Annotated in this window: 21 protein-coding genes and 2 pseudogenes; 9 read left to right on the top strand and 14 right to left on the bottom strand. The window is 58.3% G+C overall.

The window, feature by feature from the left end:
- Nucleotides 1-4: 4 nt before the first annotated feature.
- From smc to ligA, 3 genes are all read left to right on the top strand, one after another.
- Complete coding sequence (gene smc, locus ALTER154_RS11125) at nt 5-3493, top strand: chromosome segregation protein SMC (protein ID WP_160087032.1); 3489 nt, start codon at nt 5-7, stop codon at nt 3491-3493.
- A 182-nt stretch (nt 3494-3675) separates the two neighbouring features.
- Nucleotides 3676-4503, top strand: a complete 828-nt coding sequence (zipA, locus tag ALTER154_RS11120; protein WP_160087030.1) for a cell division protein ZipA — start codon at nt 3676-3678, stop codon at nt 4501-4503.
- Between the two features lie 61 nt (nt 4504-4564).
- Nucleotides 4565-6934, top strand: coding sequence for an NAD-dependent DNA ligase LigA (gene ligA / locus ALTER154_RS11115; protein WP_160087028.1), 2370 nt, complete (start codon nt 4565-4567; stop codon nt 6932-6934).
- 54 nt (nt 6935-6988) lie between these two features.
- Here ligA and ALTER154_RS11110 read toward each other — a convergent pair whose 3' ends face one another.
- The 4 genes from ALTER154_RS11110 to ALTER154_RS11095 all read right to left on the bottom strand — a co-directional run bounded on the left by ALTER154_RS11110 (nt 6989) and on the right by ALTER154_RS11095 (nt 11074).
- Complete coding sequence (locus ALTER154_RS11110; RefSeq protein WP_090253600.1) at nt 6989-7297, bottom strand: TRL-like family protein; 309 nt, start codon at nt 7295-7297, stop codon at nt 6989-6991.
- 254 nt (nt 7298-7551) lie between these two features.
- Nucleotides 7552-7908, bottom strand: a complete 357-nt coding sequence (gene queD / locus ALTER154_RS11105; RefSeq protein WP_160087026.1) for a 6-carboxytetrahydropterin synthase QueD — start codon at nt 7906-7908, stop codon at nt 7552-7554.
- 105 nt (nt 7909-8013) lie between these two features.
- On the bottom strand, nt 8014-9147 hold the full coding sequence (locus ALTER154_RS11100) for a catalase family protein (protein WP_160087024.1): 1134 nt from the start codon (nt 9145-9147) through the stop codon (nt 8014-8016).
- Nucleotides 9148-9199: 52 nt separating this feature from the next.
- Nucleotides 9200-11074 carry a di-heme-cytochrome C peroxidase gene (locus tag ALTER154_RS11095; protein ID WP_160087022.1) on the bottom strand — a complete coding sequence of 625 codons (1875 nt, stop codon included), beginning with the start codon at nt 11072-11074 and terminating at the stop codon, nt 9200-9202.
- A 159-nt stretch (nt 11075-11233) separates the two neighbouring features.
- Here ALTER154_RS11095 and ALTER154_RS11090 point away from each other — a divergent pair, with 159 nt between their 5' ends.
- The gene (locus ALTER154_RS11090) at nt 11234-11701 is read left to right on the top strand and encodes a DUF3429 domain-containing protein (RefSeq protein ID WP_160087020.1); all 468 of its coding nucleotides are present in this window, start codon (nt 11234-11236) and stop codon (nt 11699-11701) included.
- Here ALTER154_RS11090 and ALTER154_RS11085 read toward each other — a convergent pair.
- Nucleotides 11690-12220 (bottom strand): AAA family ATPase, encoded by a 531-nt coding sequence (locus tag ALTER154_RS11085; RefSeq protein ID WP_160087018.1) that lies wholly within the window; start codon nt 12218-12220, stop codon nt 11690-11692. The genes ALTER154_RS11090 and ALTER154_RS11085 overlap by 12 nt on opposite strands.
- A gap of 10 nt (nt 12221-12230) precedes the next feature.
- The gene (gene pnuC / locus ALTER154_RS11080; RefSeq protein WP_160087016.1) at nt 12231-12797 is read right to left on the bottom strand and encodes a nicotinamide riboside transporter PnuC; all 567 of its coding nucleotides are present in this window, start codon (nt 12795-12797) and stop codon (nt 12231-12233) included.
- 131 nt (nt 12798-12928) lie between these two features.
- On the opposite strand from pnuC, the gene ALTER154_RS11075 reads away from it, so the two are divergent.
- A complete protein-coding gene (locus ALTER154_RS11075; protein ID WP_160090104.1) occupies nt 12929-14056 on the top strand; it encodes an ABC transporter substrate-binding protein in 1128 nt (375 codons plus the stop codon).
- A 1-nt stretch (nt 14057) separates the two neighbouring features.
- Here the strand turns inward: ALTER154_RS11075 and ALTER154_RS11070 are convergent, their stop codons facing one another.
- The 5 genes from ALTER154_RS11070 to ALTER154_RS11050 form a co-directional block, all read right to left on the bottom strand.
- On the bottom strand, nt 14058-14273 hold the full coding sequence (locus tag ALTER154_RS11070; protein WP_090253615.1) for a DUF2970 domain-containing protein: 216 nt from the start codon (nt 14271-14273) through the stop codon (nt 14058-14060).
- 38 nt (nt 14274-14311) lie between these two features.
- Nucleotides 14312-14539 (bottom strand): DUF1272 domain-containing protein, encoded by a 228-nt coding sequence (locus tag ALTER154_RS11065; protein WP_160087014.1) that lies wholly within the window; start codon nt 14537-14539, stop codon nt 14312-14314.
- A 183-nt stretch (nt 14540-14722) separates the two neighbouring features.
- Nucleotides 14723-14992 (bottom strand): hypothetical protein, encoded by a 270-nt coding sequence (locus tag ALTER154_RS11060; RefSeq protein WP_090253619.1) that lies wholly within the window; start codon nt 14990-14992, stop codon nt 14723-14725.
- Nucleotides 14993-15179: 187 nt separating this feature from the next.
- On the bottom strand, nt 15180-16019 hold the full coding sequence (locus ALTER154_RS11055) for a hypothetical protein (RefSeq protein WP_160087012.1): 840 nt from the start codon (nt 16017-16019) through the stop codon (nt 15180-15182).
- 50 nt (nt 16020-16069) lie between these two features.
- The gene (locus ALTER154_RS11050) at nt 16070-17149 is read right to left on the bottom strand and encodes a patatin-like phospholipase family protein (RefSeq protein WP_160087010.1); all 1080 of its coding nucleotides are present in this window, start codon (nt 17147-17149) and stop codon (nt 16070-16072) included.
- Nucleotides 17150-17345: 196 nt separating this feature from the next.
- Between ALTER154_RS11050 and ALTER154_RS11045 the strand changes: the two genes are divergently transcribed.
- Genes ALTER154_RS11045 through ALTER154_RS11030 form a run of 4 tightly spaced genes read left to right on the top strand, consistent with a single transcriptional unit; the run spans nt 17346 to nt 19956 of the window.
- Nucleotides 17346-17654: a PepSY domain-containing protein gene (locus ALTER154_RS11045; protein ID WP_160087008.1), complete on the top strand. Its 309-nt coding sequence runs from the start codon at nt 17346-17348 to the stop codon at nt 17652-17654.
- On the top strand, nt 17654-17971 hold the full coding sequence (locus ALTER154_RS11040) for a PepSY domain-containing protein (protein ID WP_160087006.1): 318 nt from the start codon (nt 17654-17656) through the stop codon (nt 17969-17971). Before ALTER154_RS11045 ends, ALTER154_RS11040 begins: the two co-directional genes overlap by 1 nt.
- Nucleotides 17972-18640, top strand: a complete 669-nt coding sequence (locus ALTER154_RS11035) for a response regulator transcription factor (RefSeq protein ID WP_090253630.1) — start codon at nt 17972-17974, stop codon at nt 18638-18640.
- Complete coding sequence (locus ALTER154_RS11030) at nt 18637-19956, top strand: sensor histidine kinase (RefSeq protein ID WP_160087004.1); 1320 nt, start codon at nt 18637-18639, stop codon at nt 19954-19956. Before ALTER154_RS11035 ends, ALTER154_RS11030 begins: the two co-directional genes overlap by 4 nt.
- A gap of 27 nt (nt 19957-19983) precedes the next feature.
- Here ALTER154_RS11030 and ALTER154_RS11025 read toward each other — a convergent pair whose 3' ends face one another.
- The 3 genes and pseudogenes from ALTER154_RS11025 to ALTER154_RS21260 all read right to left on the bottom strand — a co-directional run.
- Nucleotides 19984-20580, bottom strand: a complete 597-nt coding sequence (locus tag ALTER154_RS11025) for an NADPH-dependent FMN reductase (RefSeq protein WP_160087002.1) — start codon at nt 20578-20580, stop codon at nt 19984-19986.
- A gap of 110 nt (nt 20581-20690) precedes the next feature.
- A pseudogene (locus ALTER154_RS21265) lies at nt 20691-21203 on the bottom strand (methyl-accepting chemotaxis protein); the annotation flags it as partial.
- 345 nt (nt 21204-21548) lie between these two features.
- Nucleotides 21549-22616 (bottom strand): annotated as a pseudogene (locus ALTER154_RS21260) (HAMP domain-containing protein); the annotation flags it as partial.
- Nucleotides 22617-23060 lie beyond the last annotated feature (444 nt).

The raw sequence follows: 23060 nt of genomic DNA, 5'->3' as shown, positions 1-23060 counted from the left end.
GTTTATGCGGCTCAAGTGCATCAAACTGGCCGGTTTTAAGTCATTTGTTGACCCAACCACGGTGACCTTCCCCAGTAATATGGCGGCAGTGGTCGGGCCTAACGGCTGCGGCAAGTCGAACATCATCGACGCCGTGCGCTGGGTGATGGGCGAAAGCTCGGCGAAGAACCTACGTGGCGAGTCGATGACCGACGTCATCTTCAACGGCTCGAATACCCGCAAGCCGGTGACCCAGGCATCGATCGAGCTGATCTTCGACAACTCCGACGGCACCCTGACAGGCGAATACGCCGGCTACAACGAAATATCGATCCGCCGCCGGGTCACCCGCGACAGCCAGAACACCTATTTCCTCAACGGCACCAAATGCCGTCGCCGCGACATTACCGACATCTTCCTCGGCACCGGTCTGGGCCCGCGCAGCTACTCGATCATCGAGCAGGGCATGATCAGCAAGCTGATCGAAGCTAAGCCGGAAGACCTGCGTAACTTTATCGAGGAAGCTGCCGGCATCTCCAAGTACAAGGAGCGCCGCCGCGAAACCGAGAACCGCATCCGTCGCACCCATGAAAATCTCGCGCGTCTGACCGACCTGCGTGAAGAGCTGGAACGCCAGCTCGACCGTCTGCATCGCCAGGCCCAGTCGGCGGAGAAGTATCAGGAATACAAGGCCGAGGAGCGTCAGCTCAAGGCTCAGCTCACCGCACTGCGTTGGCAGGCGCTGAACGAGCAGGTAGGTAGCCGCGAGGCGGTGATCAGCAATCAGGAAGTCAGCTTCGAGGCGCTGGTGGCCGAACAGCGCAACGCCGATGCCAGCATCGAGCGCTTGCGCGATGGCCACCATGAACTTTCCGAGCGTTTCAACCTGGTGCAGGGCCGTTTCTACTCGGTGGGCGGCGATATCGCCCGCATCGAGCAGAGCATCCAACACGGCCAGCAGCGTCTGCGTCAGTTGCAGGACGACCTCAACGAAGCCGAGCGCGCGCGCCTGGAAACTGAATCGCACTTGGGTCACGACCGCACGCTGCTGGCGACTCTGGGCGAAGAGCTGGCCATGCTCGAACCCGAGCAGGAGCTGACGGCAGCGGCGGCCGAAGAGTCCGCCGCCGGGTTGGAAGAATCCGAAACAGCCATGCATGGCTGGCAGGAACAGTGGGACAGCTTCAACCAGCGCAGCGCCGAACCGCGGCGCCAGGCCGAGGTGCAGCAATCCCGCATCGCCCAGCTGGAGCAGAGCCTGGAGCGCCTGGCCGAGCGTCAGCGCCGCCTGACCGATGAGCTGCAGCAACTGGCGGCCGACCCGGAAGATGCGGCGATTATCGAACTGAGCGAGCAGATCGCCGCCGGCGAAATCAGCCTGGAAGACCTGCAGCTTGAAGAAGAACAGCAGGCCGAACGCCTGCAGCAGCTGCGCAATGATCTGCAGCACAGCGGGCAGACCCAGCAGCAGGCGCAAGGCGAATTACAGCGCCTGAATGGTCGCCTGGCTTCGTTGGAAGCGCTGCAGCAAGCGGCGCTGGACCCAGGCAAAGGCGCCGGCGACTGGCTGCGCGAACAGCAGCTGAGCGAACGCCCGCGACTGGCTGAAGGGCTGCGCGTTGAGGTTGGCTGGGAACTGGCGGTGGAAACCGTGCTGGGTGCCGATCTGCAGGCCGTGCTGCTGGATGATTTTCAGGGCCTGGATTTTGCCGGCCTTACCCAGGGCGATCTGCGCCTGGCCAGCCCGAGCAAGGGCGGTGCGCGTGTTGCCGGCAGCCTGCTGGATAAGGTCGAAGCCAACATCGATCTGGCGCCTTGGCTGGGCAAGGTCAAACCGGTGCAAAGCCTGGATGAAGCGCTGGCCGCGCGCTTGAACTTGGCCGAAGGCGAAAGTCTGATCAGCCGGGATGGCTACTGGGTCGGCCGGCATTTTCTGCGCGTGCGCCGCGCCAGCGAAGCGGAAAGCGGCGTACTGGCCCGTGGTCAGGAGATCGAACGGCTGACTTTGGAACGCGATGAGCGCGAAGCCGCGCTGGCCTTGCTGGATGAGCGGTTACTGCATTTGCGCGAAAACCAGCGCGCTCAGGAAGAACAGCGCGAGCAGCAGCGGCGCTTAGCGCAGGACCTTGCCCGTCGTCTCGGCGAGCTGAAGGCTCAGCTGTCTGCCGGGCAAGCCAAGGTTGAGCAACTGATACTCCGTCGCACCCGCCTGGACAGCGAGCTGCTGGAGTTGGGCGAACAGCGCGAAATCGAGCATGAGCAACTGGGTGAATCGCGCCTGCAATTGCAGGATGCCCTGGATGCCATGGCGATCGACAACGAGCAGCGCGAAAGTTTGCTGGCTCGCCGTGACAGCCTGCGTGAACGCCTCGACCGCGTGCGCCAGGAAGCCCGCCAGCACAAGGATCACGCTCATCAGTTAGCCGTGCGCCTGGGTTCGCTGAAAGCCCAGCATGATTCCACCCGCCAGGCACTGGAACGCCTTGAGCTACAGGCTGAGCGTCTGCACGAGAAGCGTGAGCAGCTCAACCTCAATCTGGAGGAGGGCGAAGCGCCGCTGGAAGAGCTGCGGATGAAGCTGGAAGAACAGCTCGACAAGCGCATGGCGGTGGAAGACGAGCTTAAACTGGCGCGCCTGGCCCTGGAAGATGCCGACCGCGAGCTGCGCGATGCGGAAAAACGCCGCACCCAGGCCGAGCAGCAGTCGCAGTTGCTGCGTAGCCAGTTGGAACAGCAGCGCATGGACTGGCAATCACTGACCGTGCGGCGTAAGGCGTTGCAGGATCAGTTGCTGGAAGACAACTACGACCTGCATGGCGTGCTGGCGACCTTGCCCGCAGAGGCCAGCGAGAAAGCTTGGGAAGAAGAGTTGGAACGCCTGGCCGCGCGTATTCAGCGCCTGGGGCCGATCAACCTGGCGGCGATCGATGAATACCAGCAGCAATCCGAGCGTAAACGCTATCTGGACGCGCAGAACGCCGACCTTGTGGAAGCGCTGGATACCCTGGAAAACGTTATCCGCAAGATCGACAAGGAAACCCGCAATCGCTTCAAGGAAACCTTCGATCAGATTAACGGTGGCCTACAAGCGCTATTCCCGAAAGTCTTCGGTGGCGGCAATGCCTATCTGGAGTTGACCGGTGAAGATTTGCTGGATACCGGCGTAACCATCATGGCGCGTCCGCCGGGCAAGAAAAATAGCACCATTCATTTGCTCTCTGGTGGGGAAAAGGCGCTGACGGCATTGGCCCTGGTATTTGCCATCTTCAAGCTCAATCCGGCGCCGTTCTGCATGCTCGATGAAGTTGATGCACCGCTGGACGATGCCAACGTCGGGCGCTACGCACGGCTGGTAAAAGAGATGTCGGAAACGGTGCAATTTATCTATATCACCCACAATAAAATCGCCATGGAAATGGCTGATCAGTTGATGGGCGTAACCATGCACGAGCCCGGTTGTTCGCGATTGGTGGCCGTGGATGTGGAGGAAGCGCTGGCCTTGGTTGAATCATGATGGCCAGGGCGGTGTAAAGTTATCTTTCGTCGTGCTAGCTTAATGCGCATTGTTATTAGACGTGGCGTTATAACTCAGGGAAAGGCCTGGCATAACATAGGCTTGGCGTCGCGGAAAAGAATTAGCAAAATGGCCCAGGAAGGCCTTTTTCATCACATTTTTATTAGGGGTTAAGGTATTTCATGGAATTCGGTCTGCGCGAGTGGCTGATTGTCATCGGCATTATTGTGATTGCCGGCATCCTGTTTGATGGCTGGCGGCGGATGCGCGGTGGTAAGGGCAAACTCAAGTTCAAACTTGACCGCAGTTTTGCCAATCTGCCTGATGATGACAGCGATCCCGATCTGCTTAGCCCGCCGCGTGTAATTGACCGCAGCCATGAGCCGGCTTTTGATGAAGAAGACCTGCCATCGCTAAGCGCCCGTGAACTGAATCGTCGTCGCAGCGGAGAGCCGCAACAGGGCGACCTGAATTTGGGCCAGGATGAACCAGTACCGACATTGCTCAACCCTGTTGATGATGAGGTGGTAGGCAAACCTGCAAGCCCGGCCAAAGAAAGCACCAGGGAATTGCCGCCGGTTGAAGAAGTACTGGTGATCAACGTGATAGCCCGTGGCGATGAAGGCTTTATGGGGCCGGCGTTGCTGCAGAACATTCTGGAAAGTGGCCTGCGCTTTGGCGAGATGGACATCTTCCACCGCCACGAAAGCATGGCCGGTAATGGTGAAGTGTTGTTCTCCATGGCCAACGCACTGAAACCTGGCACCTTTGACCTGGATGATATTGAGGGCTTCAGCACCCGTGCTGTGAGTTTCTTCCTCGGTCTGCCTGGCCCGCGTCACCCCAAACAGGCTTTCGATGTAATGGTTGCCGCAGCGCGCAAACTGGCCCATGAACTCAATGGCGAGTTGAAAGATGACCAGCGCAGCGTAATGACCGCGCAAACTATCGAACATTACCGTCAGCGCATCGTTGAATATGAGCGCAAGCAGCTGACCAATAAGCGCTGAATTAACCAATGAAATAGAAAGAGCAGCCAAGGCTGCTCTTTTCGTTTGAGAGCACACCGCAATGACCGACGCCTCGATTGCCGCCCAACGCATTCTGCAACTGCGTGCTGAACTGGATGGGCATAACTATCGCTATCATGTACTCGATGAGCCGAGTATTCCTGACGCCGAATATGACCGCCTGTTCCATGAGTTGAAAGCCCTGGAAGCGGAACACCCGCAACTGGTAACGGCCGACTCACCAACCCAGCGCGTCGGTAGCCTGGCGCTGTCGGCGTTCGGCGAGGTTAAGCACGAAGTGCCAATGCTCAGTCTGGGCAACGCCTTTGAAGAGGCCGATTTGCTCGACTTTGATCGTCGGGTGCGTGAGGGCCTGGATCTGCCCGCAGGCGATCTGTTTGGTGGCGGCGCCGAGGTTGAATACAGCTGTGAGCCTAAGCTTGATGGCCTGGCGGTCAGCCTATTGTACCGCGATGGCCTGCTGGTGCGTGGCGCTACGCGTGGCGATGGCAGCACGGGCGAGGACATTAGCGTTAACGTGCGCACCATTCGTAATGTGCCATTAAAGCTGCAGGGCGAGGGCTGGCCGTCTGTGCTGGAAGTGCGTGGCGAAGTCTTTATGTCCAAGGCCGGTTTCGAGGCGCTGAATGCACGGCAGCTGGAGCAGGGCGGTAAGACTTTCGCCAATCCGCGTAATGCGGCTGCCGGCAGCCTGCGCCAGCTGGATTCGAAAATTACCGCCAGCCGTCCGCTGGAATTCTGCTGCTACGGCATTGGTCAGGTGCAAGGCGAGCTGCCGCAAACGCATATCGGCATCCTTGAGGCCTTGAAGCAATGGGGTATGCCGATCAGTCGCGAGCTGAAACTGGCCAGAGGCGCCGATGAGTGTCTGGCTTACTACCGCAGTATTGGTGAGCGACGCGAGTCGTTAGCCTATGAAATCGACGGCGTGGTGTTCAAGGTCAACAATCTGGCCTATCAGCGCGAACTGGGTTTCCGCGCGCGCGAGCCGCGTTGGGCTATTGCCCACAAATTCCCGGCGATGGAAGAGTTGACCGAGTTGCTGGATGTGGAGTTTCAGGTTGGCCGTACCGGTGCGGTTACTCCGGTGGCGCGCCTGAAACCGGTCAAGGTGGCGGGCGTTACGGTGTCTAATGCCACTCTGCACAATATGGATGAGGTGGCGCGCCTGGGGGTGATGATCGGCGATACGGTAATCATCCGCCGCGCCGGTGATGTGATTCCGCAGGTGGTGCAGGTGGTGCTTGAGCGGCGTCCACTGGATGCCAGGCCTGTGCAAATTCCCGAAAGTTGCCCAGTGTGCGGCTCCCATGTTGAGCGCACCCAGCTGGTCAAACGCAGCAAGGGTAAGGAAACCTTTAGCGAGGGTTCGGTGTACCGCTGTGTCGGTCGATTGGCATGCGCTGCGCAGCTTAAGCAGGCAATCATCCACTTCGTTTCGCGCCGCGCCATGGATATCGAAGGCCTGGGCGACAAGACCATTGAGCAGCTGGTTGATGAGCAGCTGATCGCCTCGCCGGCCGATCTGTACACGCTGAGCTATGAGCAGATCATCAATCTGGAAGGCTTTGCCGAGGTTTCCAGCAACAAGCTGCTGCAGGCCATCGCCGACAGCAAGCAACCCAGCCTGGCGCGCTTTATCTACGCCCTCGGCATACCCGACGTGGGCGAGGAAACCGCCAAGGTACTGGCCCGTTCACTGGCATCTCTGGAGCGCGTTCAGCAGGCGTTGCCGGAAGTGCTGACCTATCTGCCGGATATCGGCCTGGAAGTGGCGCACGAGATCCATAGCTTCTTTGCCGATAGCCATAACCAGCAGGTTATTGCAGCCTTGCTGGCCAGTGATCAGTGCGGGCTGCAATTGCAGGAGCAAGGCGAGCTGAGTGCCGAGTTCAGCGCCAGCGCCACACTGGCGGGGATGCTCGACAAGCTGAATATCCCGTCCGTAGGCCCCGGTGGCGCGCAGAAGCTGGCGGACAAGTTTGTCAGCCTGGATGCGGTACTGGCGGCTGACTGGCTGGATATGCGCCAGACCCTGCCTGAGAAGCAGGCCAATGCGGTGCGTGAGTTTTTCGAGGTTGCAGCCAATGCCGAGCGCGCGCGTGTCATCGAAGCGCAGCTAAAGGCCTTTGGCATGCACTGGCACTGCGAGAAAAAAGTGATCGAAGGCTTGCCGCTGGCTGGACAGACGTGGGTACTGACCGGCACGCTGGAAGTGATGAGCCGCGATGTGGCCAAGGAAAAGCTGGAAAGTCTGGGCGCCAAAGTAGCAGGGTCGGTTTCGGCAAAAACCAGTTGTGTGGTGGCTGGGCCTGGTGCCGGTTCGAAGCTGACAAAGGCCAGTGAGCTGGGTGTTCGGGTGATTGACGAGGCGCAGTTCTTGTCAGCCCTGGCGGGCTACGGCCTCTAAAACGGCGTGGTTTCTGTACTGCCCCCAAACTGGGTTTGGGGGCAGTAGGGTAACTTAGTTACCGGTTACGTTCACGCAGGTTTCGCCGAAGAACGGGTAGAAGCCTTTGGTGTGGTAATCAGCGGTAGCGATGGTGCCGATGTTGCCATTGGCCTTGGCGGCAGCAATCGAAGCGTCGCCTTTGTTGATCAGACCAATGATGGTGGTGGCGCAAGCAGTACCGGTTTTGTTACCGGAAGCGGTGGTGGCGGTGATCGGACCTTTAACGTCGGTGATCAGGCCAACGCTGACTGGCGACAGGCCAGAAGCGCAACCGCTGAGCAGGGTAACCAGGCCGGCAGCCAGAGCAATTTTCTTCAACATGTTGTGATTCCTTTTCGCTTATCCATAAGAAGCTTTACCCATCCAGGTAAAGTGCACGGGCACCCTAAAGCAGTGCACGGGCAATAACAAGTTCGCCTGCTTGTTTTCAAACCGGTTTCAAATTTATGAAATCTTTCGGTGGATTTTTTGCCAGCCGCTGTTCTTGCGTGCAGCTCACTTGATATGGCAATCCAATGAACAACGGAGGTGAGCAGGGAGATGCCTGGCGCCTCGATCGGGCGCCAGGCGGCGAATCAATTGCCGCGGTATTCACAGCCGCTGGTGCAGGTTTCGTGGATGCGGATACGCGACAGCTCAGGTAGCAGCGGCTTGAGTTGCTGCCAGATCCATTTGGCCAGCACTTCACTGGTCGGGTTTTCCAGGCCAGGAATGTCATTCAGGTAATTATGATCAAGCTGCTCATAGAGTGGCTTGAAGATCGCCTTGATCTCGGAGAAGTCGCGAATCCAGCCGGTATAAGGATCGACGTCACCTTCGATATACACCGCGACCTTGAAGGAGTGGCCGTGCAGGCGCCCGCATTTGTGGCCTTCGGGGACGTGAGGCAGGCGGTGAGCGGCCTCGAACATAAACTCTTTGAACAATTCCACGGTCTTTCTCTCAGGTGGTACGCGGCTAGCAGCGCGTTTAGCAAGGCGCGAATATTACCAGCTCAAAGTCTGTTAACCGAGTAGCACAGAGGATTGGATACAGTTTTATGGTTGATTCCGCTCCAACCTATAGATGCTGACAGCCTCGTAGACCGCCTTGCGCAGGCGATTGATGCCGCCAATCGGACGGTGTTCGGGCAGAGCATGCCAGGGGTTGAAGGAGAGGTTGTCACAGAACAGGTTCTGCTCGCGGCTATCAAAGTCCTGCGCCGGCACCTTAATGGTGGCGACGGTTTCGAACGGCGAAATGGCTTCGCTCCACTCAACGCTGGGGTCTTCGATGGGCATGTAGTACTCGGCGTTCTGCCGCTGAACCTGCAGGGCAAAACAGGCCGGTACACGGTCTAGCGACAGCTGCTGGTACAGCGCATTGCGCAGGAAATTCGGCAGATCCTGGTTCTGCTCAGGCAGCTGATACTCGGGGCAGGCTTCTGGTTGAGGAATAACTCGGTACTTGATGTTGTGCTCACCCAGTTTGAATGGCGCGATGGAGTTGTAGGTGGTCGCCACGGGTGTTTCCGGAGCAGGGGACAGTGTTTTCAGGGCGATGATCAGGTGGCGGATTTCCCAGGTGTTGGGGTTCCAGCTGGGGAAGAATGCCATGACCTTTTTACCGTCGGCCTGGGCGGCGAAGTTGCTTTTGTACTCAGCCACGTCGCGCACGAAAAACGCTGGGTGATTGAACATCACAAAGTCCTGCTCGCTGGCGTGCTGCGGGCTTTGCGTGAGTTTTTCACCGGGCACATCCAGTAGCTTGATTGCCATGCCGCGGGCATCGCGTGCTCGGTCGAACTGCGGGTAGGCATTGCCGTTGGACAGGCGCATCCAGGCTTGCCAGGTCTTGCCTGGTTCGCTGAGTACGCCGCGTTGCAGGCTGCTATCGATATTGGCGCTGACGGTGACTTCGGCCTTCATGCAGCCATGGGCCTTGGCGTGGGCATCGCGCAGCACGCGGGTATTTTCGCGGTGCTGTTCGACCACACGAATGGCATCCTCGATGATGCCTTGGGTGAGCGCGGCTTCATCGGGCGGGATCTGCTCTTCAGTAGATACCGGGCCGGAGAACTTCCAGCCGTAATAGGCGGCTCCGATGGCCCAGCCGCCGATGCCGATAGCCAATACGAGCAACAGTAATTTGCCCAGTATGCGGCCGAGCCAGAGCCAGAATCGTTTAAGCATGGAGTCAATTCCTTTTAATTATTCTCAGTGTGCGATCACAGGCGCGGTGGGGTCAGTTCTGGCAAGACGGGCCGGGCGTCCACGTTTTGGCGGCCACCGGTTGTAATTGTTGTTCCAATGCTGGGTTACCCAAAACCTTGAGGTACTCGATCAGCGCCCAGCGTTCTTCCGGTTGCAGAGCGCGGCCAATCACCCCATCTTCACGGCATCCCGCACGGAATTCATGACCGCGATTGCTGTTGCCGGTGACCTGCGTATCGAAGTGGAAACCACCGGTGAATTTCTCACTCTGGTAACCAATCTGCTTGGGGTTGAACTCGAAATTGCCTACCCAGAACTCGGTTTGCCGTTCCGACACCGGCGACAACAGCTGGAACAGGGTCGGCACCGAGCCGTTATGCAAGAAGGGCGGTGTGGCCCAAATTCCATCGAGAGGGCGAGCCTTGTAGCCACGTTTTTCCTGTACGCCGATAGGGAGGTTGAAACCATCCATATTGCCGCGTTCGGGTTGTGTGATGCCGGCATCCTGATACGCGCGGTTTTCCACATAGGCGGTGACGTAGGCCAGGGCCTTGGCACTGGAGATGCTGCGCATGTCGATGTCATCCAGCTTCGCGCCGTACAGGCGTACATCAAGCTTACTCAGTTCGGCCTTGGTCCAGCCCAGCTTGCTGATATCGAAGCGGTGGTCGGCAATATTGTCAGCTGTAGTGGGGTCAGTGCCGACGATTGAGGTCGGGACTACGCGCATCCGCCATTCCGGATCGCGGGCAGGTGCGAAGCTGTCCTGAGGTGTTTTAGGATCAGGGGCATGGCAATACGCGCAGTTCTCGGCGAATAACGCACGGCCGCGACTGGCCAGCGGCAGATCGACCTTGCCAAAAACGTCTTCAGGCCAGGTCGGTGGTCGCAGCTTTTTCAGGGTTTCTTCAAGGGTGAACAGGTCACGCAACCGCACGCTGGAGGCATAGCGTTCGGCTTCGGCCACCGGATGACCGTCAGTATTCAGCAAGCGCAGGGTCGCACCGACTCCCAGGGCCTCGCCGACGTTGCGGGCCATGGGCTGCATGGCTGAGCCGTTCCACTGTACCCAGTCGAATTTCCAGATATCCCAGACCTGCGGATAACTCACTGGCGCATCGGCAACGCGGTAGTTGCTTGGATCAATGGCATCACCAAATACGCTATTGGCGATACGGCCGAAAGCATCGGTACGACCAAAGCCCTCCTCGGTTGGATACAAGCCACGGTGCCAGTCATTGAATGCGGTGCCCAACAAGCGGTCGAGTACTACCTTGAAGTCTCGACGCAGCTGCGCCTTGTGACGGGCGTACTCATCTCCCAGTACTTGCTGGGCGAAGCGATTGAATTTCAGGGGGTTGTAGTAGGTGAACGCCATGCTCATCCCGAGCGCTTGGCCAAAGCTGCCGCCGCGCACGGTTGGTACCGTGGATGCCAGTGAGTGCAACGCAGCACCACCATCAATGCGCACAGCTTGGCCCTGGTAACGCAACTCACCGGTATGGCAAGCGGCGCAGCTGATATCCAAATAATGCTCACCACTCTCCGCATCTGCGTGGCGGGCAAAGCCCACGGGCAGGTTTCCAGGATTCAGCGGCGTAGGTTGTTGCGCGGGATCGACGAGAAAGCCAAAACGCGCCAGATAGTCGGGGGTGGCGAACTTGCTGGTGCTGAACGGCAGCTCCAGTGCACGGAACCACTCATAGCGCAGGCCTTTTACCTGGGTACCCTGAGGGGTGTAGTAATAGGTTTGGCGTTCATCAGAGGACCACTGATCGAGGTAGTGCAGCTTGTCGGGCTGCTGATAAATCGGCAGGTTGGGATTGGCGATGAAGTACAGGGCGATCAGCAACCCTGCGATCAATAATAAAAGAAGCCCATACAGGGCCCGACGGAGGATGCGCATGGAAACTTCCTTGTGGTGTTTTTGTTTGTTGTTTTTATGCCAACTGCAGCCGCAGATGGCAAGCAGCCATTACAGCAAAATCCCGGAAATAGGCTTCTTCTAGGGCCGAAAATCGTTTTACAGTGCGGTGATGACGAAATAACCCGCAGGAGTGAATTGATGCATCCATTTGACGCGCCACAGCCGCCTAAATTGGCGTTGATGTTGGGCTATGCCGGGTTGGTGCCTTTTGTTACCGGCGCACTGGGCATCTGGGTGACACCTGAAGGGTGGCGAGAGCTGGTGTTGGCTGCGTTGTTGGATTATGCCGCTGTGATCTTGGCGTTTATGGGGGCGATCCACTGGGGCCTGGCAATGCGTGCGGAAAGTACTGACGAGCAAGCGCAGATGCAGCTGGGGTTATCCGTGGTGCCGCCTTTGCTGGGCTGGCTGGCCATCAGCGGCGGTATGCCAACCAGCTTGGCGTTACCGCTGTGCTTATTAGCGTTCGGTGGGTTGTATGCCGCTGACGTGAGGGCCGTCAAACTGGGCTTGGCACCGCAATGGTACCCACGCCTACGCCGACCGCTGACGTTGGTTGTCTGCCTGAGTTTGCTGCTGGCATGGGCCAGCGTGCTATTGCGTTGAGTTGAGCCAGTCAGCCACGGTGACCAGCGCCTGCTCTCGGCGCTGCGCCCAGTTACCTTGAATGTATTGCAGCGGCTGTTGATGCTGCCGCAGCCAGTGTTCGCAGTGTTGGTAAAACGTCAACCGTTGAGCCAGCGCTGGCTGGCAGCGCTGGCCATCGTCGACCCAGGGCACATCGACAGGGTTGAGCAGCAGGTGCAGGTGATAGTCACGTTCGAGTAAGGCCTGTTCAATCCAGGCGGGGCAGTCCCCAAATAGCTCGCGGCTCCAGAGCATGTTGCTGAGCAAATGTGTGTCGAGGATAAGCAACTCAGGGCGTTCAGCGCGGGCTTGATCTTCCCAGGCCAATTGGCCCCGGGCGATCGCGTTGATGTCGGCATAGCAGGTGTCACGCTGCTCACGCTCGATAAAATGCCGCACGTATTCGCCTACCAACACGCCGCCAAAATTCGCCTGGATATGCTCAGACAGCCAGCTTTTACCGCTGGACTCTGGCCCGGTGAGTACCAGCACCTTCATGCTTGTGCCTTCATGGGTTAACCAGCGCGCGATCACGCCGCCATGTCAGCCAGCCATTGACCGCCAACAGGGTAAACAGCCCATACAGTGCCGCTGTCGGGTACAGGCCCTGCTGTACAAACAGCGCGACGAAAAGCAGATCAAGAATGACCCACAGTGGCCAGCACTCCACACGTTTCTGCGCCATCCATACCTGTGCGACCAGGCTGAATGCACTTAGCGCTGCATCCTGCCAGGGCGCGGCCGCATCGGTGAATGTGGCCATCAGATACCCGAGCACAAGTGCACCGGCTGCACCTGTTGCTAAGCTGATCATCATGCCTTGCTGGCTCAGTCGGCTGACCTGTACGCCGGTCTGGCTGCTGCCACCGCGCGTCCAAAGCCACCAGCCATAACCTTGCAAGACGGCATACACACCTTGCAGCAGCATGTTTGAGTACAACTTGCCGTCATAGAAGATCCAGGCGTACATCAGCACCATCAGCAAACCCAGCGGCCAGCACCAGCGGTTTTGCCGCACGGTCAGCCAAACTGCCCACACGCCAAGGGCTGAAGCAATGATTTCCAGAGGCGACATATAACACCGATCAACGAAAACGCAGGGAGGCGATTGTAACGACTGCACTGTGTGCCGTCTTGGTTGCACAGGCCGCTCATTTCGATGAGATGGCTAATTGCTATGGCTTTGCCGATATACTCAGCGCCCCGATGAGGAGGCATTGCGTGTTCAGGTTTGTTTTAACGGTTATCAGCGCTGTGTGCATATGGGCACTTGGCGTGACAACACCGGTCATCGCTGAGAGCGCACACACAGCGGGAAAGACGCCGGCTTCGGTGGTCTTTCTCAATCCGGGGTTTTCCAATGAGCCTTTCTGGGTCGGTTACAGTGACTTTATGCAAGCCGCTGCCGATGACCTGGGCATGCAGCTGCAGATTATTTACGGTGAGCGCAACCCGTCGCAGCTACTGGAAAAAGCCCGCGAGTTACTGACCCGCGATAACCCACCGGATTACCTGATATTCGTCAACGAGATGTACACCGCGCCGGAGTTGCTCCGGCAGTTTGCCGACAGTCCGATCAAGCTGTTTTCCCTGCACAGTACCCTTACGCCTGAACAGCAACAGCTTATCGGCGCCTCACGCGAACGCTATCGCAACTGGATTGGCAGCTTGGTGCCCAACGACGAGCAAGCAGGCTATTGGATGGCTAAGGCCTTGATCGCCAAGCTTGAGGGTAAGCCCGGCAGTCTGCTCGCATTTGCTGGTGTGCGATTCACTCCCTCTTCAAGCTTGCGTGAAGACGGCCTGCATCGTGCCTTGCGTGAGCACCCGGAGATCAAATTGCAGCAGATGTTGCAAGGTGAGTGGAAGCGTCAACGCGCCTATGAACAGGCGCAACTGATCCTTCCACGCTACCCGGAGGCAAAGCTGGTGTGGTCGGCTAACGATGAAATGGCGTTTGGTGTGATGCAAGCGGCACAAGAAATCGGCCGGCAACCGGGTAAGGATATTTATCTGTCGGCGCTGAATAACTCAGATGAGGTTTTGCAAGCGCGTATAGACCGCAAACTATGCGTCTTGGTGGCCGGACATTTCACCCTCGGAGGGTGGGCCATGGTGATGTTGCATGACTACCATGCAGGGCTGGATTTTGCCGAGCGCGGTGGCAAAGACCGAGTCGATCCGCTTTTCAGCTTACTGGACGCCAAACAGGCTGCTCATTTGCAGAAACGCCTCAAAGTGCCAGGTTTTGGCCTTGATTTTCGCCAGTTCAGTGCCGTCTACCGACCGCAGCTCAAGGATTACCAGTTCTCCATTCAACCGCTGCTGCAATAAGTCAGACGCCTGCCAGGTGCAGCACGAGTTTGACGATGCCGAAGATTACCAGCACGAAGACGGCGGTAAACAGCACGCCGAGAATGATGAAGTGGCTGGGCTTGCCCCTTGAGAAGTCACGGCTACGGTTCTTTCCGCTCTGCACACCGAACGCTGCGCTTAGTACGCTTTGCAGCATCTCCCACAGCGTCAACGGCTTGTTGTCCTCGTCGCTCATGTGTGTCTCCTGCTTTGTCCTGAGTGGCCTTAAACGAATTAGGCTTTATTGACTCGTTCAGTTGACGCGGGGTACTTGAGCAGTTTGGCGGCGGGACGACGAGGACGCTGGAGCAATTCGCCCCCACAGTTAGGACAGGTGCCATTAAGCCTGTTGTCCGCACACTCCCGACAGAACGTGCATTCGAACGAGCAAATCAATGCATCAGTGGAGTCAGCCAGCAAATCTCGGTCGCAGCATTCACAGTTGGGGCGCAATTGCAGCATGGCAAACTCCTCGCAATGATTGATTTGCTGAGCATAAGCGCTAATGCACGGGTGCAGCAAAGCTCAGTCAGGAAATGAGTGCAAGGGCCGCAGGGTGGGATTTGAAACGGGGTAAAGAAGGAAGGGAAGGGCTCTGACAAGAGGGGCCGATTGGCCGCTCAGAGCCCTTATTACAGCAGCCGATTACTCCGGCATGCTCCAGGGCTCCAAGGCGAAACCTTGCTGGCTGAGTTGCTCACGGGACTGCTTGAGCACGTCGGCAAATTGCACCGGGTCGCTGTAGATGGTGCTGGACAGCTGCGTGCGGCCGAGCAGGCGGGTGCTGGTCCGGTCGATCACGCTAAGACTGAGGTTGCCAGTGCCATCTTGCGGGGCCCAGGCGACGCATTGGAAAGGTTGAAAAGCGCGGTCGGCAATCAGCAGGGCTTCGTTAAAACGCAGCGGTGCGTTCATGGGGTCGGTTTCTCCGAGGTGATCCCAAATACACAAGGGCAAACGGTGAATTCACATTTGCCAGTCATAGTTGTTGATGACCGAAGCTGACCAGCAAGTCACATGCTGGCGAAAAAATGCACGGAATTGTCCGATAAATCACAGTTTTAATCGTGTAAGCCGAGAAACAGGGCGAGGAAGAGGGAGGTTAGGCCTTCTCTGAGCCTTTGCAGACGGCCAGTAATTGCTGCAGGTAATGAGCGATATAGCGCTGAAAGCCTCGATCATCCCAATAGCCCACGTGGCTCAACGGGGTATGGCGCTTGTACCAGGGCCCCACTGGCATGGCGCGATCTTCAGCGACCACGGCGGCGTAGTTGGGCAATGGGCGCAGCGGATAACCCAGCGGGTCAGCAGGTGCGTAGAGATTTAGCCAGCGCGCCTGTTTGGTCACCGCGTCAGTCAGGCAGTGGCCGGGGAAGCGGATCGGCACGACCGGGTCATAAGCAAAGGTAAACAGGGGGATATTGCAGCCAAAGGTGATCAGCCCGCTCAGGGTTTCCAAGGCCAGAAAGGGATCCAATGGACATTCTTCAGCGGTATTGATGCGCTGCTGATCCCATACGAAATTGGAGAAAATATGCCCGCCCAGTGAGTGCGCCAGCACCACCAGCGGCGTATCGGCATCGACCTTGGCGCGCAAGGCATTGAGGCCACTGCGCAGGCACTGATGGACTTCTTCATAAGTGGTGTCGTATGCCTGGCTGACTTTGCGATAGCCGCTGGCATCACCCAGAAACAGCGTGACGATGCGTCGTAACCAGCGCCAGCGCACGGGCTGGTCGCGCAGTTTGTCGAGAAAAGCCAGTTGCCGCTTATCCAGCACGCTGGCCCAGTACAACGTCTGAAAAGCCACCTGGTTGGCTTCGGCACCGAGGCGTTGGCGCAGCCCGGCGATCAGGCTGTGGGCGAAAGCGTGCTGGCCTTCGTCGTCACGCAGGTCGGGTTGCGTGCCGATGCCGTGGATAATGGCGACTGCGAGTTTCATCCTGCCCATCCTGGGTCATGCTGCTTTGGGTGTTCGGTTGGCTTCAATTTTTAGAGTGGCTGCAGACGCTCGCCGAGGCGGCCGCTGTCGACCAGTTCGAGAAATTCGTCGCCAAGCCGCTGGCTTTCGCTCATGGCCGTGCGCCAATAGCGCTCGCGGCCGGCATCATCGCCCAGGTAACGACTGAAATCCTTGCGGTCGGGGAGTTTGCCATGGGGCAAGCGTGCTAGGTAGTCACGTGAGGGGGCCAGCAGCAGCACATCCTGCAGGCGTCCGCCATCGCCCCGGCGCCAGGGCATGCCCTTGTCGAACCAGCCGGGAATGACCTTATCGGTGAAGTGCGGGTAGAGCACGATATCGTCGCCGCTGTACGGCAGGTCGAGGTGGTAATCAAGCAGGCCACCATCGCGGTAGGTGCCAGGGCCGGCGCCGGGGATATCGCGGACCCCTTGCATGATCATCGGGATGGAGCCGGAGGCCAGCAATGCATGACGCAGATTACCGCTGTCGAGTTGCAGATAACGCGAGGGGAAGTCGCTGAGCGTCCCTAAGGGCGGAGCAAGGCGGGCGTCGTGCAGAATCACCCGCTCGAAGTGTTTGGCCAGTCGCGGACGGCCCAGCAGATTGCTGCCAATCACCGATGACAGGCCCAGGCCGAGTGCCCCGCGGTGATCGTGCTGGAGCAGGCCATGGCTTTTCACCACGACGATATTCAAACGGTAATGCGGGTTGCTGAGGATGTTGGCGTCGTCGTTGCCGAGCAGTTGATCAAGCATCAGGCTGCAGCTACTCGACACTTGCGCCATGCTCACGCCTTTGGCAAAGCGCTGCGAGGTATACAGCTCGCCGAGGCGACGCAGGCCTGCTGCAGCATCCGGCAAACAGGCGCTGGCGAAACGCCAAGAACCGATGGATGCCCCGATTAGCGAACGCTCGCGCGGCGCGCGTTGCAGCCAGTCGCCGAACAGCGCCAGATCCAGCCCCTGAATCCCTAACGCTTTCGGCCCACCCGCAGCGCCGGGCAGAATGCCGACATCGGCTGGTTGCAAGCCGTGCTCGCGAATACGCGCGAGGGCGCGTTTGCCGGCCTTGATTGTCAAAGCAGGGGACTTGATTAATATCGCACTCATGCTGGCCTCCATCGCGCAAGGCAGCGATTATAGGGCGCTGAATGGCCAGGCCAAGCGACTTCAGCGCGTGAATGATGTGCGCGTGGGTTGAGATAAATCAGTGCTTGCGCCAAGTATTAAGCAAATTCAGCTTGAGTTAAGTCGTGTGCAGTAACTTGGACTCCATCGAAAGCCAACTCCATTAAGGAATCTGAACATGAAAACACTGACTGCTGTATGTGCCGCTGCTGCTCTGACTTTGACTGCCGGCCTCGTTCAAGCCCGTGACCTGGGCCCGGATGAAGCACTCAAACTGCGTGACGCCGGTACCATTCAGTCCTTCGAAAAACTCAATGCCGCCGCTCTGGCGCTGCATCCAGGCAGCAAGACCGAAGACACCGAGCTGGAAGAAGAGTACGGCCGCTACATCTATCAGGTAGAAGTTCGCGACGCCCAGGGCGTGCAGTGGGATGTCGAACTGGATGCCACTAATGCACAAGTGCTGAAGAACCAACGAGACGATTAATGAACACCACTGCTTGGCTGCCTCGCGCACTCCTGGCCTTCCTGCTGCTGACGCTGACGCTCAGCAGCAGTGCGCGCGACCTGGATCAGGATGAAGCACTCCGTCTGCGCCGCGAGGGGTTGATCATGCCCCTTGAGCAATTGCTGCAGATGGCCTTGCAGCGCCATCCTGGCGCGGTGCTGTTGGAAGTCGAGCTGGAAGAAGAGGACGGCGTACTGGTCTACGAAGTCGAGCTGGTGACTGACGACGGCACTGTGCGCGAACTGGAATTACATGCCAGCACCGGCGAAGTGCTCAAGGATGAGGTGGAAGACTGAATGCGCCTGTTGCTGGTTGAAGACCATGTTCCCCTGGCTGATGAGCTGCTGGCCGGTTTGATCCGCCAAGGATATGCGGTGGATTGGTTGGCCGACGGCCGCGATGCGGCTTATCAGGGGGCCACTGAACCCTATGACTTGATCATTCTCGACCTCGGCTTGCCTGGCAAACCGGGGATTGAGGTGTTGCAGGAATGGCGTTCTGGTGGGCTCACCACACCGGTCTTGATCCTTACCGCACGCGGCTCCTGGGCTGAGCGGATTGAAGGGCTCAAGGCGGGCGCCGATGACTACATGAGCAAACCCTTCCATCCGGAAGAGCTGCACCTGCGAATCCAGTCTTTGCTGCGCCGCGCTCATGGTCTGGCTAACCAGCCGCAACTCGAAGCGGCGGGCTTGCAACTGGATGAAGGGCGACAATCGGTACAACGCAACGGCGAAGAAGTGCAGCTGACTGCTGCGGAATTCCGCCTGCTGCGCTATTTCATGCTGCATGCTGGGCAATTGCTGTCCAAGAGCCACCTGGCTGAGCACCTGTATGACGGTGAAAGCGAACGCGACTCGAATGTCATCGAAGTGCACGTTAACCATCTGCGGCGCAAGCTGGGGCGCGAGATCATCGAAACCCGCCGCGGGCAGGGCTATCGATTCAGCGGGGATACTGCTTGAGGTCGATTCAACGGCGTTTGAGCCTTGGCCTGGTCAGCGTATTGCTGATTGTCGGCCTGCTGCTGGCGCAAAGCAGCCTTTGGCTGTTTGACCGCAGCCTACGGGGTTACCTGCAAACAACCTTACAGGATGAAACCCAGACGTTACTGGGCGCGGTCGTGCGTGGGCCCAATGGCTTGCAGCTGGATGAACGTCGCCTCAGTGCCGCCTACAAGCGGCCATACTCCGGCCTGTACTTTCGCATCGACCTGAATGAGCAGAGCTGGCGCTCGCGCTCACTTTGGGACCGAGAGCTGCACACAGTTGAAGCCGAAGGCTTGAAAGATGCACTCGGCGACGGGCCTCAAGGTCAGCAATGGCTGGTGTACCGTGCTGATTATCAGCGTTATGGCCAGCCCATCGTGATTCATGTGGCGCGTGATTACAGGCCGATACTCGATAGTTTCAGCCAGGTGCAGAAAGTTATTCTGGGCTTGGGAGTCAGTGCACTTGTGCTGATTTTGTTGCTGCAACGGCTGATCGTCAGTCGGGCATTGCGCCCGCTGGAACAAGTCCGCAGGCAGCTTTTGCAGTTGCAGCAAGGCCAACGTAGCCAGCTGGATCAGCAGGTGCCGCTTGAGCTGGAACCGCTGGTGGCGCAGATCAACCACCTGCTGGCGCACACCGAAGACACCCTCAAACGGTCGCGTAATGCGTTGGGTAACCTCGGCCATGCATTGAAAACACCGCTTGCGGTGTTGGTCAGTCTGGCAACGCGGGAAGAGCTCAAACAGCTGCCGCAATTGCGCGAAAGCCTGAACGGTCAGTTGCAACAGATCGAGCAGCGCATCGCCCGTGAACTGGGGCGTGCGCGTTTAGCTGGGGAGGCCTTGCCCGGCGCGCATTTTGACTGCGCCAGCGAGCTGCCGGAGCTGTTCTCGACCCTGACAATGATCCACGGCAACCACCTGCAACTGGAGTGGCAGGCCGAGCCTGGTTTGCGCTTACCCTGGGACCGTGAAGACCTGCTGGAACTGCTCGGTAACCTGCTGGACAACGCCTGCAAGTGGGCGGATAGCCAGGTACAGCTATATATCTGCAAAGTGGCAGCGGGCTACCAACTTACGATTGATGATGATGGCCCGGGTATCGACGTCGCGCTGCGGGACGAAGTGCTCAGCCGTGGTAGTCGTCTGGATGAACAGGTCGCCGGTCATGGCCTGGGCCTGGGTATCGTGCGCGATATTGTTGATGCGTGGGGCGGAAGTTTGCAGCTGGCAGAGAGCCCGCTGGATGGGTTGCGCGTCACGGTCAGCTTGCCGCTAAAACGCACCTGAGGTCATCAGGTGCGTTCAGTGCAATCTTTACATGCCGTTGGCAAATGCCGGGTTGCTCATATCAATACTGGCGCGAACGGGAAGCAGGGCGTGCGCATACTTGACCAGAATATCCAGCTCGTAATCGATCCGTGCGTGCAGGCGCTGGTCCTCTTCGTGGCTCGGTTCTGGCGTGTTCAGCACCTTCTCGACACTGCGTACGATCAAGTGCTCAGGCAAGTAGCAGAGGCGGCAGTTTTTGTAGCTGGAGACGCGCAGCTCGCTGATCGGATAAGCCCCACCTACCCCTGACGAAACGCCCACTAACAGGCCTGGCTTGTGCGCCAGCTCAGCTTTGCTGGCGTAGATAAAGAAGTTCTTGATGGCCGGGCAGGCCATGCCATTCCACTCCGGAGAAATGATCACCACGGCATCGGCAGCGGCCAGTTGCTTGCTGTACAGCCCCCAGGGGCCGGCGTCTTCAGCAGGCCACAGCGGCAGCGGGGCGAGGCCCAAGTCGATCACATTGCTTTGCGCATCATCGGTGTAACCCAACTGAATCAGACGCTGGCGCAAGAAGCGGGCAACCTTGCCCGATTGGCTGTTACTGCGGCTGGAACCGGCCACTAGTGCAATATTGAGCATCGTTCACCTCTCGATTTCTGCGGCATCAATAAAAAACGCAGGCTAACAATGGTTAGCCTGCGTCACAAGGAAGCAGCCGCCAGAGTGGCGGTCCGATCATGCCATCTGCGCTAAACGCGGAATTGGTCCATCAGGCTTTGCTGGTGGTTGGCCAATTTGTTAAGCCCTTGGCTGATTTTTGCTGACTCGTCTGCCTGGGCGGAAATCGATTCAGTGACATCCCGGATCGAAGCGACGTTACGGTTGATTTCTTCGGCCACCGAGCTCTGCTCCTCAGCCGCGCTGGCGATCTGCAGGTTCATGTCGGTGATCACGCTGACCGCTTGGCTGATGCGTTGCAGCACGGCCACTGCCTGCTCAACCTGCTCGACGCTGCCCTGCGCCTGGCGATGGCTACTGTGCATGGTGCTGACTACTTCCTTGGTGCCGCTTTGCAAGCCTTCAATGACTTGGCGAATTTCCTCCACCGAGTCCTGGGTGCGTTTCGCGAGGTTGCGCACTTCATCCGCCACCACGGCAAAACCACGGCCTGCTTCACCGGCGCGGGCGGCTTCAATCGCAGCGTTCAGGGCCAGCAGGTTGGTCTGTTCAGCGATCGAGCGGATCACTTCGAGTACTGAGCCGATCTTCTCGCTGCTATTGGCCAGGCCTTCGACTTCCTGCATGGCGACGTTCATTTCATTGGCCAGCAGTTCGATGGTCGAAGTGGTTTTACCGATCACACTCATGCCTTCACGGCTGGCTTGGTCGGCAGTGCGCGCGGCTTCTGCGGCTTGAGCCGCGTTGTGCGCAACATCCTGCGCGGTGGCGCTCATTTCCTGGAACGCTGTAGCCACCTGATCCACTTCACGGTATTGCTGCTGCATGCCGTCGCTGGTCTGGCTGGCGATCAGGGCGGACTGATCGGCTGTGCTGCGCGCATCCTGCACGCTGCGTTTAACGTCAGCGATGATGGGTTGCAGTTTGTCGAGGAAACGGTTGAACCAGCTGGCCAGTTCGCCCAGTTCATCCTGCTTGGCGTACTCCAGGCGACGGGTCAGATCACCTTCGCCGCTGGCGATGTTCTTCAGCATTGCTGCAACACCGATAATCGGCCGGGTGACCCCAAGCGCCGTCAACCAGATGAGCAGAATCCCCACCACCCCGGCAACCAGGCCAAGGCCCAAGGACACCGCAGTGTTGCGCGTGCCCATTTCATCCATTTGCGTTTCGAGATGGGCAGCGGGCGCTAACAAAACCTTCTCAGGCGCCTCCATCAGCACCCCCCACGGCTGCGACTCAGGGATTGGCAGCAGCGGTTGCAGCACTTGCAGCGCACCATCATGGTGCAAGGTTTCCTGGCGATTGCTTGCCACCAGGCTGAGGATTTCGTTGTGTTGATTGGTAAAGGCTTTTTCCAGTTTCCCACCCAGCAGGCTGCTGTCGCGGCTGTGCCCAGCAAGCAAGCCGGCGGGGCTGATGATGCTCACATGGCCGGCGCCGTCGAATAGACCTTGATGAGCACTGGTGCTGAGCTCTTGCAGGCTGGTCAAGCTGATATCAACCCCCAATACGCCAATCACCTTGTCGCCTTGGAGCAAGGGGAAGGCGATGCTGGTCATCAGAGTCTTTACCCCGTCAGCCTCATCAATATAGGGATCAAGCAGGCACACCTTTTTTTTCTGCAGTGGGCAGCTGTACCACGCGTTGTAGGGCGCGCCGCTGATTCCCGGGGTGGTGTCATTGAGGCTTTCTTCTGTCATGGCCTCGGAGCTCAGCTCACCGTTATCACCCTGTGACCAATAGACCGAAAAGCGACCTTTGTCATTGCTACCGAGGTTGCCTTGATCAGCAAAAAGCTCATCTTTTCCATCCAGCGCGTTCGGTTCGAATGCGACATAAATACCCAGCAAACTGCGGTTGGCCTCTAGCGCACTGCGCACCTGTCGAGTCAGGTCTTCACGCAGGTCAAAGGCATCTAGAAAGCGCTTCTCAGCCTGTTCCCGAATAAACAACACCTGCGTCGCCGCGCCGCGACCGTATTGATAGGCGTCCATAAAGTAGCGTTGAATCTGCAACGCTTGGGATTCGCCGCGTGCGGACATCCGCAGTTGCGCAGACTCCTGCAGCATGGCGGTGCTGGCCTGCTTGACCAGGCTGGCACTGCGTGAGGCCTGAATGACCGAGGCGGATACCAGCACCGCAACAATGGCCAGCAAGCACAGGCCGGCCAATAGGGTGATTTTCAACTGGATGGAAAGTCGGCTGAACAACATTTTCAGGACCTTTATAGGGCAGTGGCTTAGAACGCCTATCGGCGCATAGGCGCTTTTCTTTAAGTGTTACGTCAAGTTAAGCAGAGCAAATAGCAGGCCAGTGTTAACAATTTAAACCGCAGGGTAATCGAAATCTGCAACGCAGTGTATAGAATAATTTACGGCTGTTTTGACAGGTCAGTCAGCATTAGGCAGAGTACGCGCCCTTCGCCGAGCCGGCGCAGC

Source organism: Pseudomonas sp. 9AZ, assembly GCF_902506525.1.
Classification (GTDB): Bacteria; Pseudomonadota; Gammaproteobacteria; order Pseudomonadales; family Pseudomonadaceae; genus Aquipseudomonas; species Aquipseudomonas peli.
The sequence above is the reverse complement of the archived record's forward strand: the minus strand, read 5'-3'. Positions and strand labels throughout refer to the sequence as shown.

What these genes read in the sequence shown, in the direction of transcription:
- ALTER154_RS11035 (WP_090253630.1), top strand. Translation starts at nt 17,972, where the DNA reads ATGCGCCTGTTGCTGGTTGAAGACCATGTTCCCCTGGCTGATGAGCTG.
- ALTER154_RS11050 (WP_160087010.1), bottom strand. Translation starts at nt 17,149, where the DNA reads ATGAGTGCGATATTAATCAAGTCCCCTGCTTTGACAATCAAGGCCGGC.
- ALTER154_RS11085 (WP_160087018.1), bottom strand. Translation starts at nt 12,220, where the DNA reads ATGAAGGTGCTGGTACTCACCGGGCCAGAGTCCAGCGGTAAAAGCTGG.
- zipA (WP_160087030.1), top strand. Translation starts at nt 3,676, where the DNA reads ATGGAATTCGGTCTGCGCGAGTGGCTGATTGTCATCGGCATTATTGTG.
- ALTER154_RS11060 (WP_090253619.1), bottom strand. Translation starts at nt 14,992, where the DNA reads ATGAACGCACCGCTGCGTTTTAACGAAGCCCTGCTGATTGCCGACCGC.
- pnuC (WP_160087016.1), bottom strand. Translation starts at nt 12,797, where the DNA reads ATGTCGCCTCTGGAAATCATTGCTTCAGCCCTTGGCGTGTGGGCAGTT.
- ALTER154_RS11025 (WP_160087002.1), bottom strand. Translation starts at nt 20,580, where the DNA reads ATGCTCAATATTGCACTAGTGGCCGGTTCCAGCCGCAGTAACAGCCAA.
- ALTER154_RS11075 (WP_160090104.1), top strand. Translation starts at nt 12,929, where the DNA reads ATGAGGAGGCATTGCGTGTTCAGGTTTGTTTTAACGGTTATCAGCGCT.
- smc (WP_160087032.1), top strand. Translation starts at nt 5, where the DNA reads ATGCGGCTCAAGTGCATCAAACTGGCCGGTTTTAAGTCATTTGTTGAC.
- ligA (WP_160087028.1), top strand. Translation starts at nt 4,565, where the DNA reads ATGACCGACGCCTCGATTGCCGCCCAACGCATTCTGCAACTGCGTGCT.
- ALTER154_RS11110 (WP_090253600.1), bottom strand. Translation starts at nt 7,297, where the DNA reads ATGTTGAAGAAAATTGCTCTGGCTGCCGGCCTGGTTACCCTGCTCAGC.
- ALTER154_RS11100 (WP_160087024.1), bottom strand. Translation starts at nt 9,147, where the DNA reads ATGCTTAAACGATTCTGGCTCTGGCTCGGCCGCATACTGGGCAAATTA.
- ALTER154_RS11055 (WP_160087012.1), bottom strand. Translation starts at nt 16,019, where the DNA reads ATGAAACTCGCAGTCGCCATTATCCACGGCATCGGCACGCAACCCGAC.
- ALTER154_RS11095 (WP_160087022.1), bottom strand. Translation starts at nt 11,074, where the DNA reads ATGCGCATCCTCCGTCGGGCCCTGTATGGGCTTCTTTTATTATTGATC.
- ALTER154_RS11090 (WP_160087020.1), top strand. Translation starts at nt 11,234, where the DNA reads ATGCATCCATTTGACGCGCCACAGCCGCCTAAATTGGCGTTGATGTTG.
- ALTER154_RS11065 (WP_160087014.1), bottom strand. Translation starts at nt 14,539, where the DNA reads ATGCTGCAATTGCGCCCCAACTGTGAATGCTGCGACCGAGATTTGCTG.
- ALTER154_RS11070 (WP_090253615.1), bottom strand. Translation starts at nt 14,273, where the DNA reads ATGAGCGACGAGGACAACAAGCCGTTGACGCTGTGGGAGATGCTGCAA.
- ALTER154_RS11045 (WP_160087008.1), top strand. Translation starts at nt 17,346, where the DNA reads ATGAAAACACTGACTGCTGTATGTGCCGCTGCTGCTCTGACTTTGACT.
- ALTER154_RS11040 (WP_160087006.1), top strand. Translation starts at nt 17,654, where the DNA reads ATGAACACCACTGCTTGGCTGCCTCGCGCACTCCTGGCCTTCCTGCTG.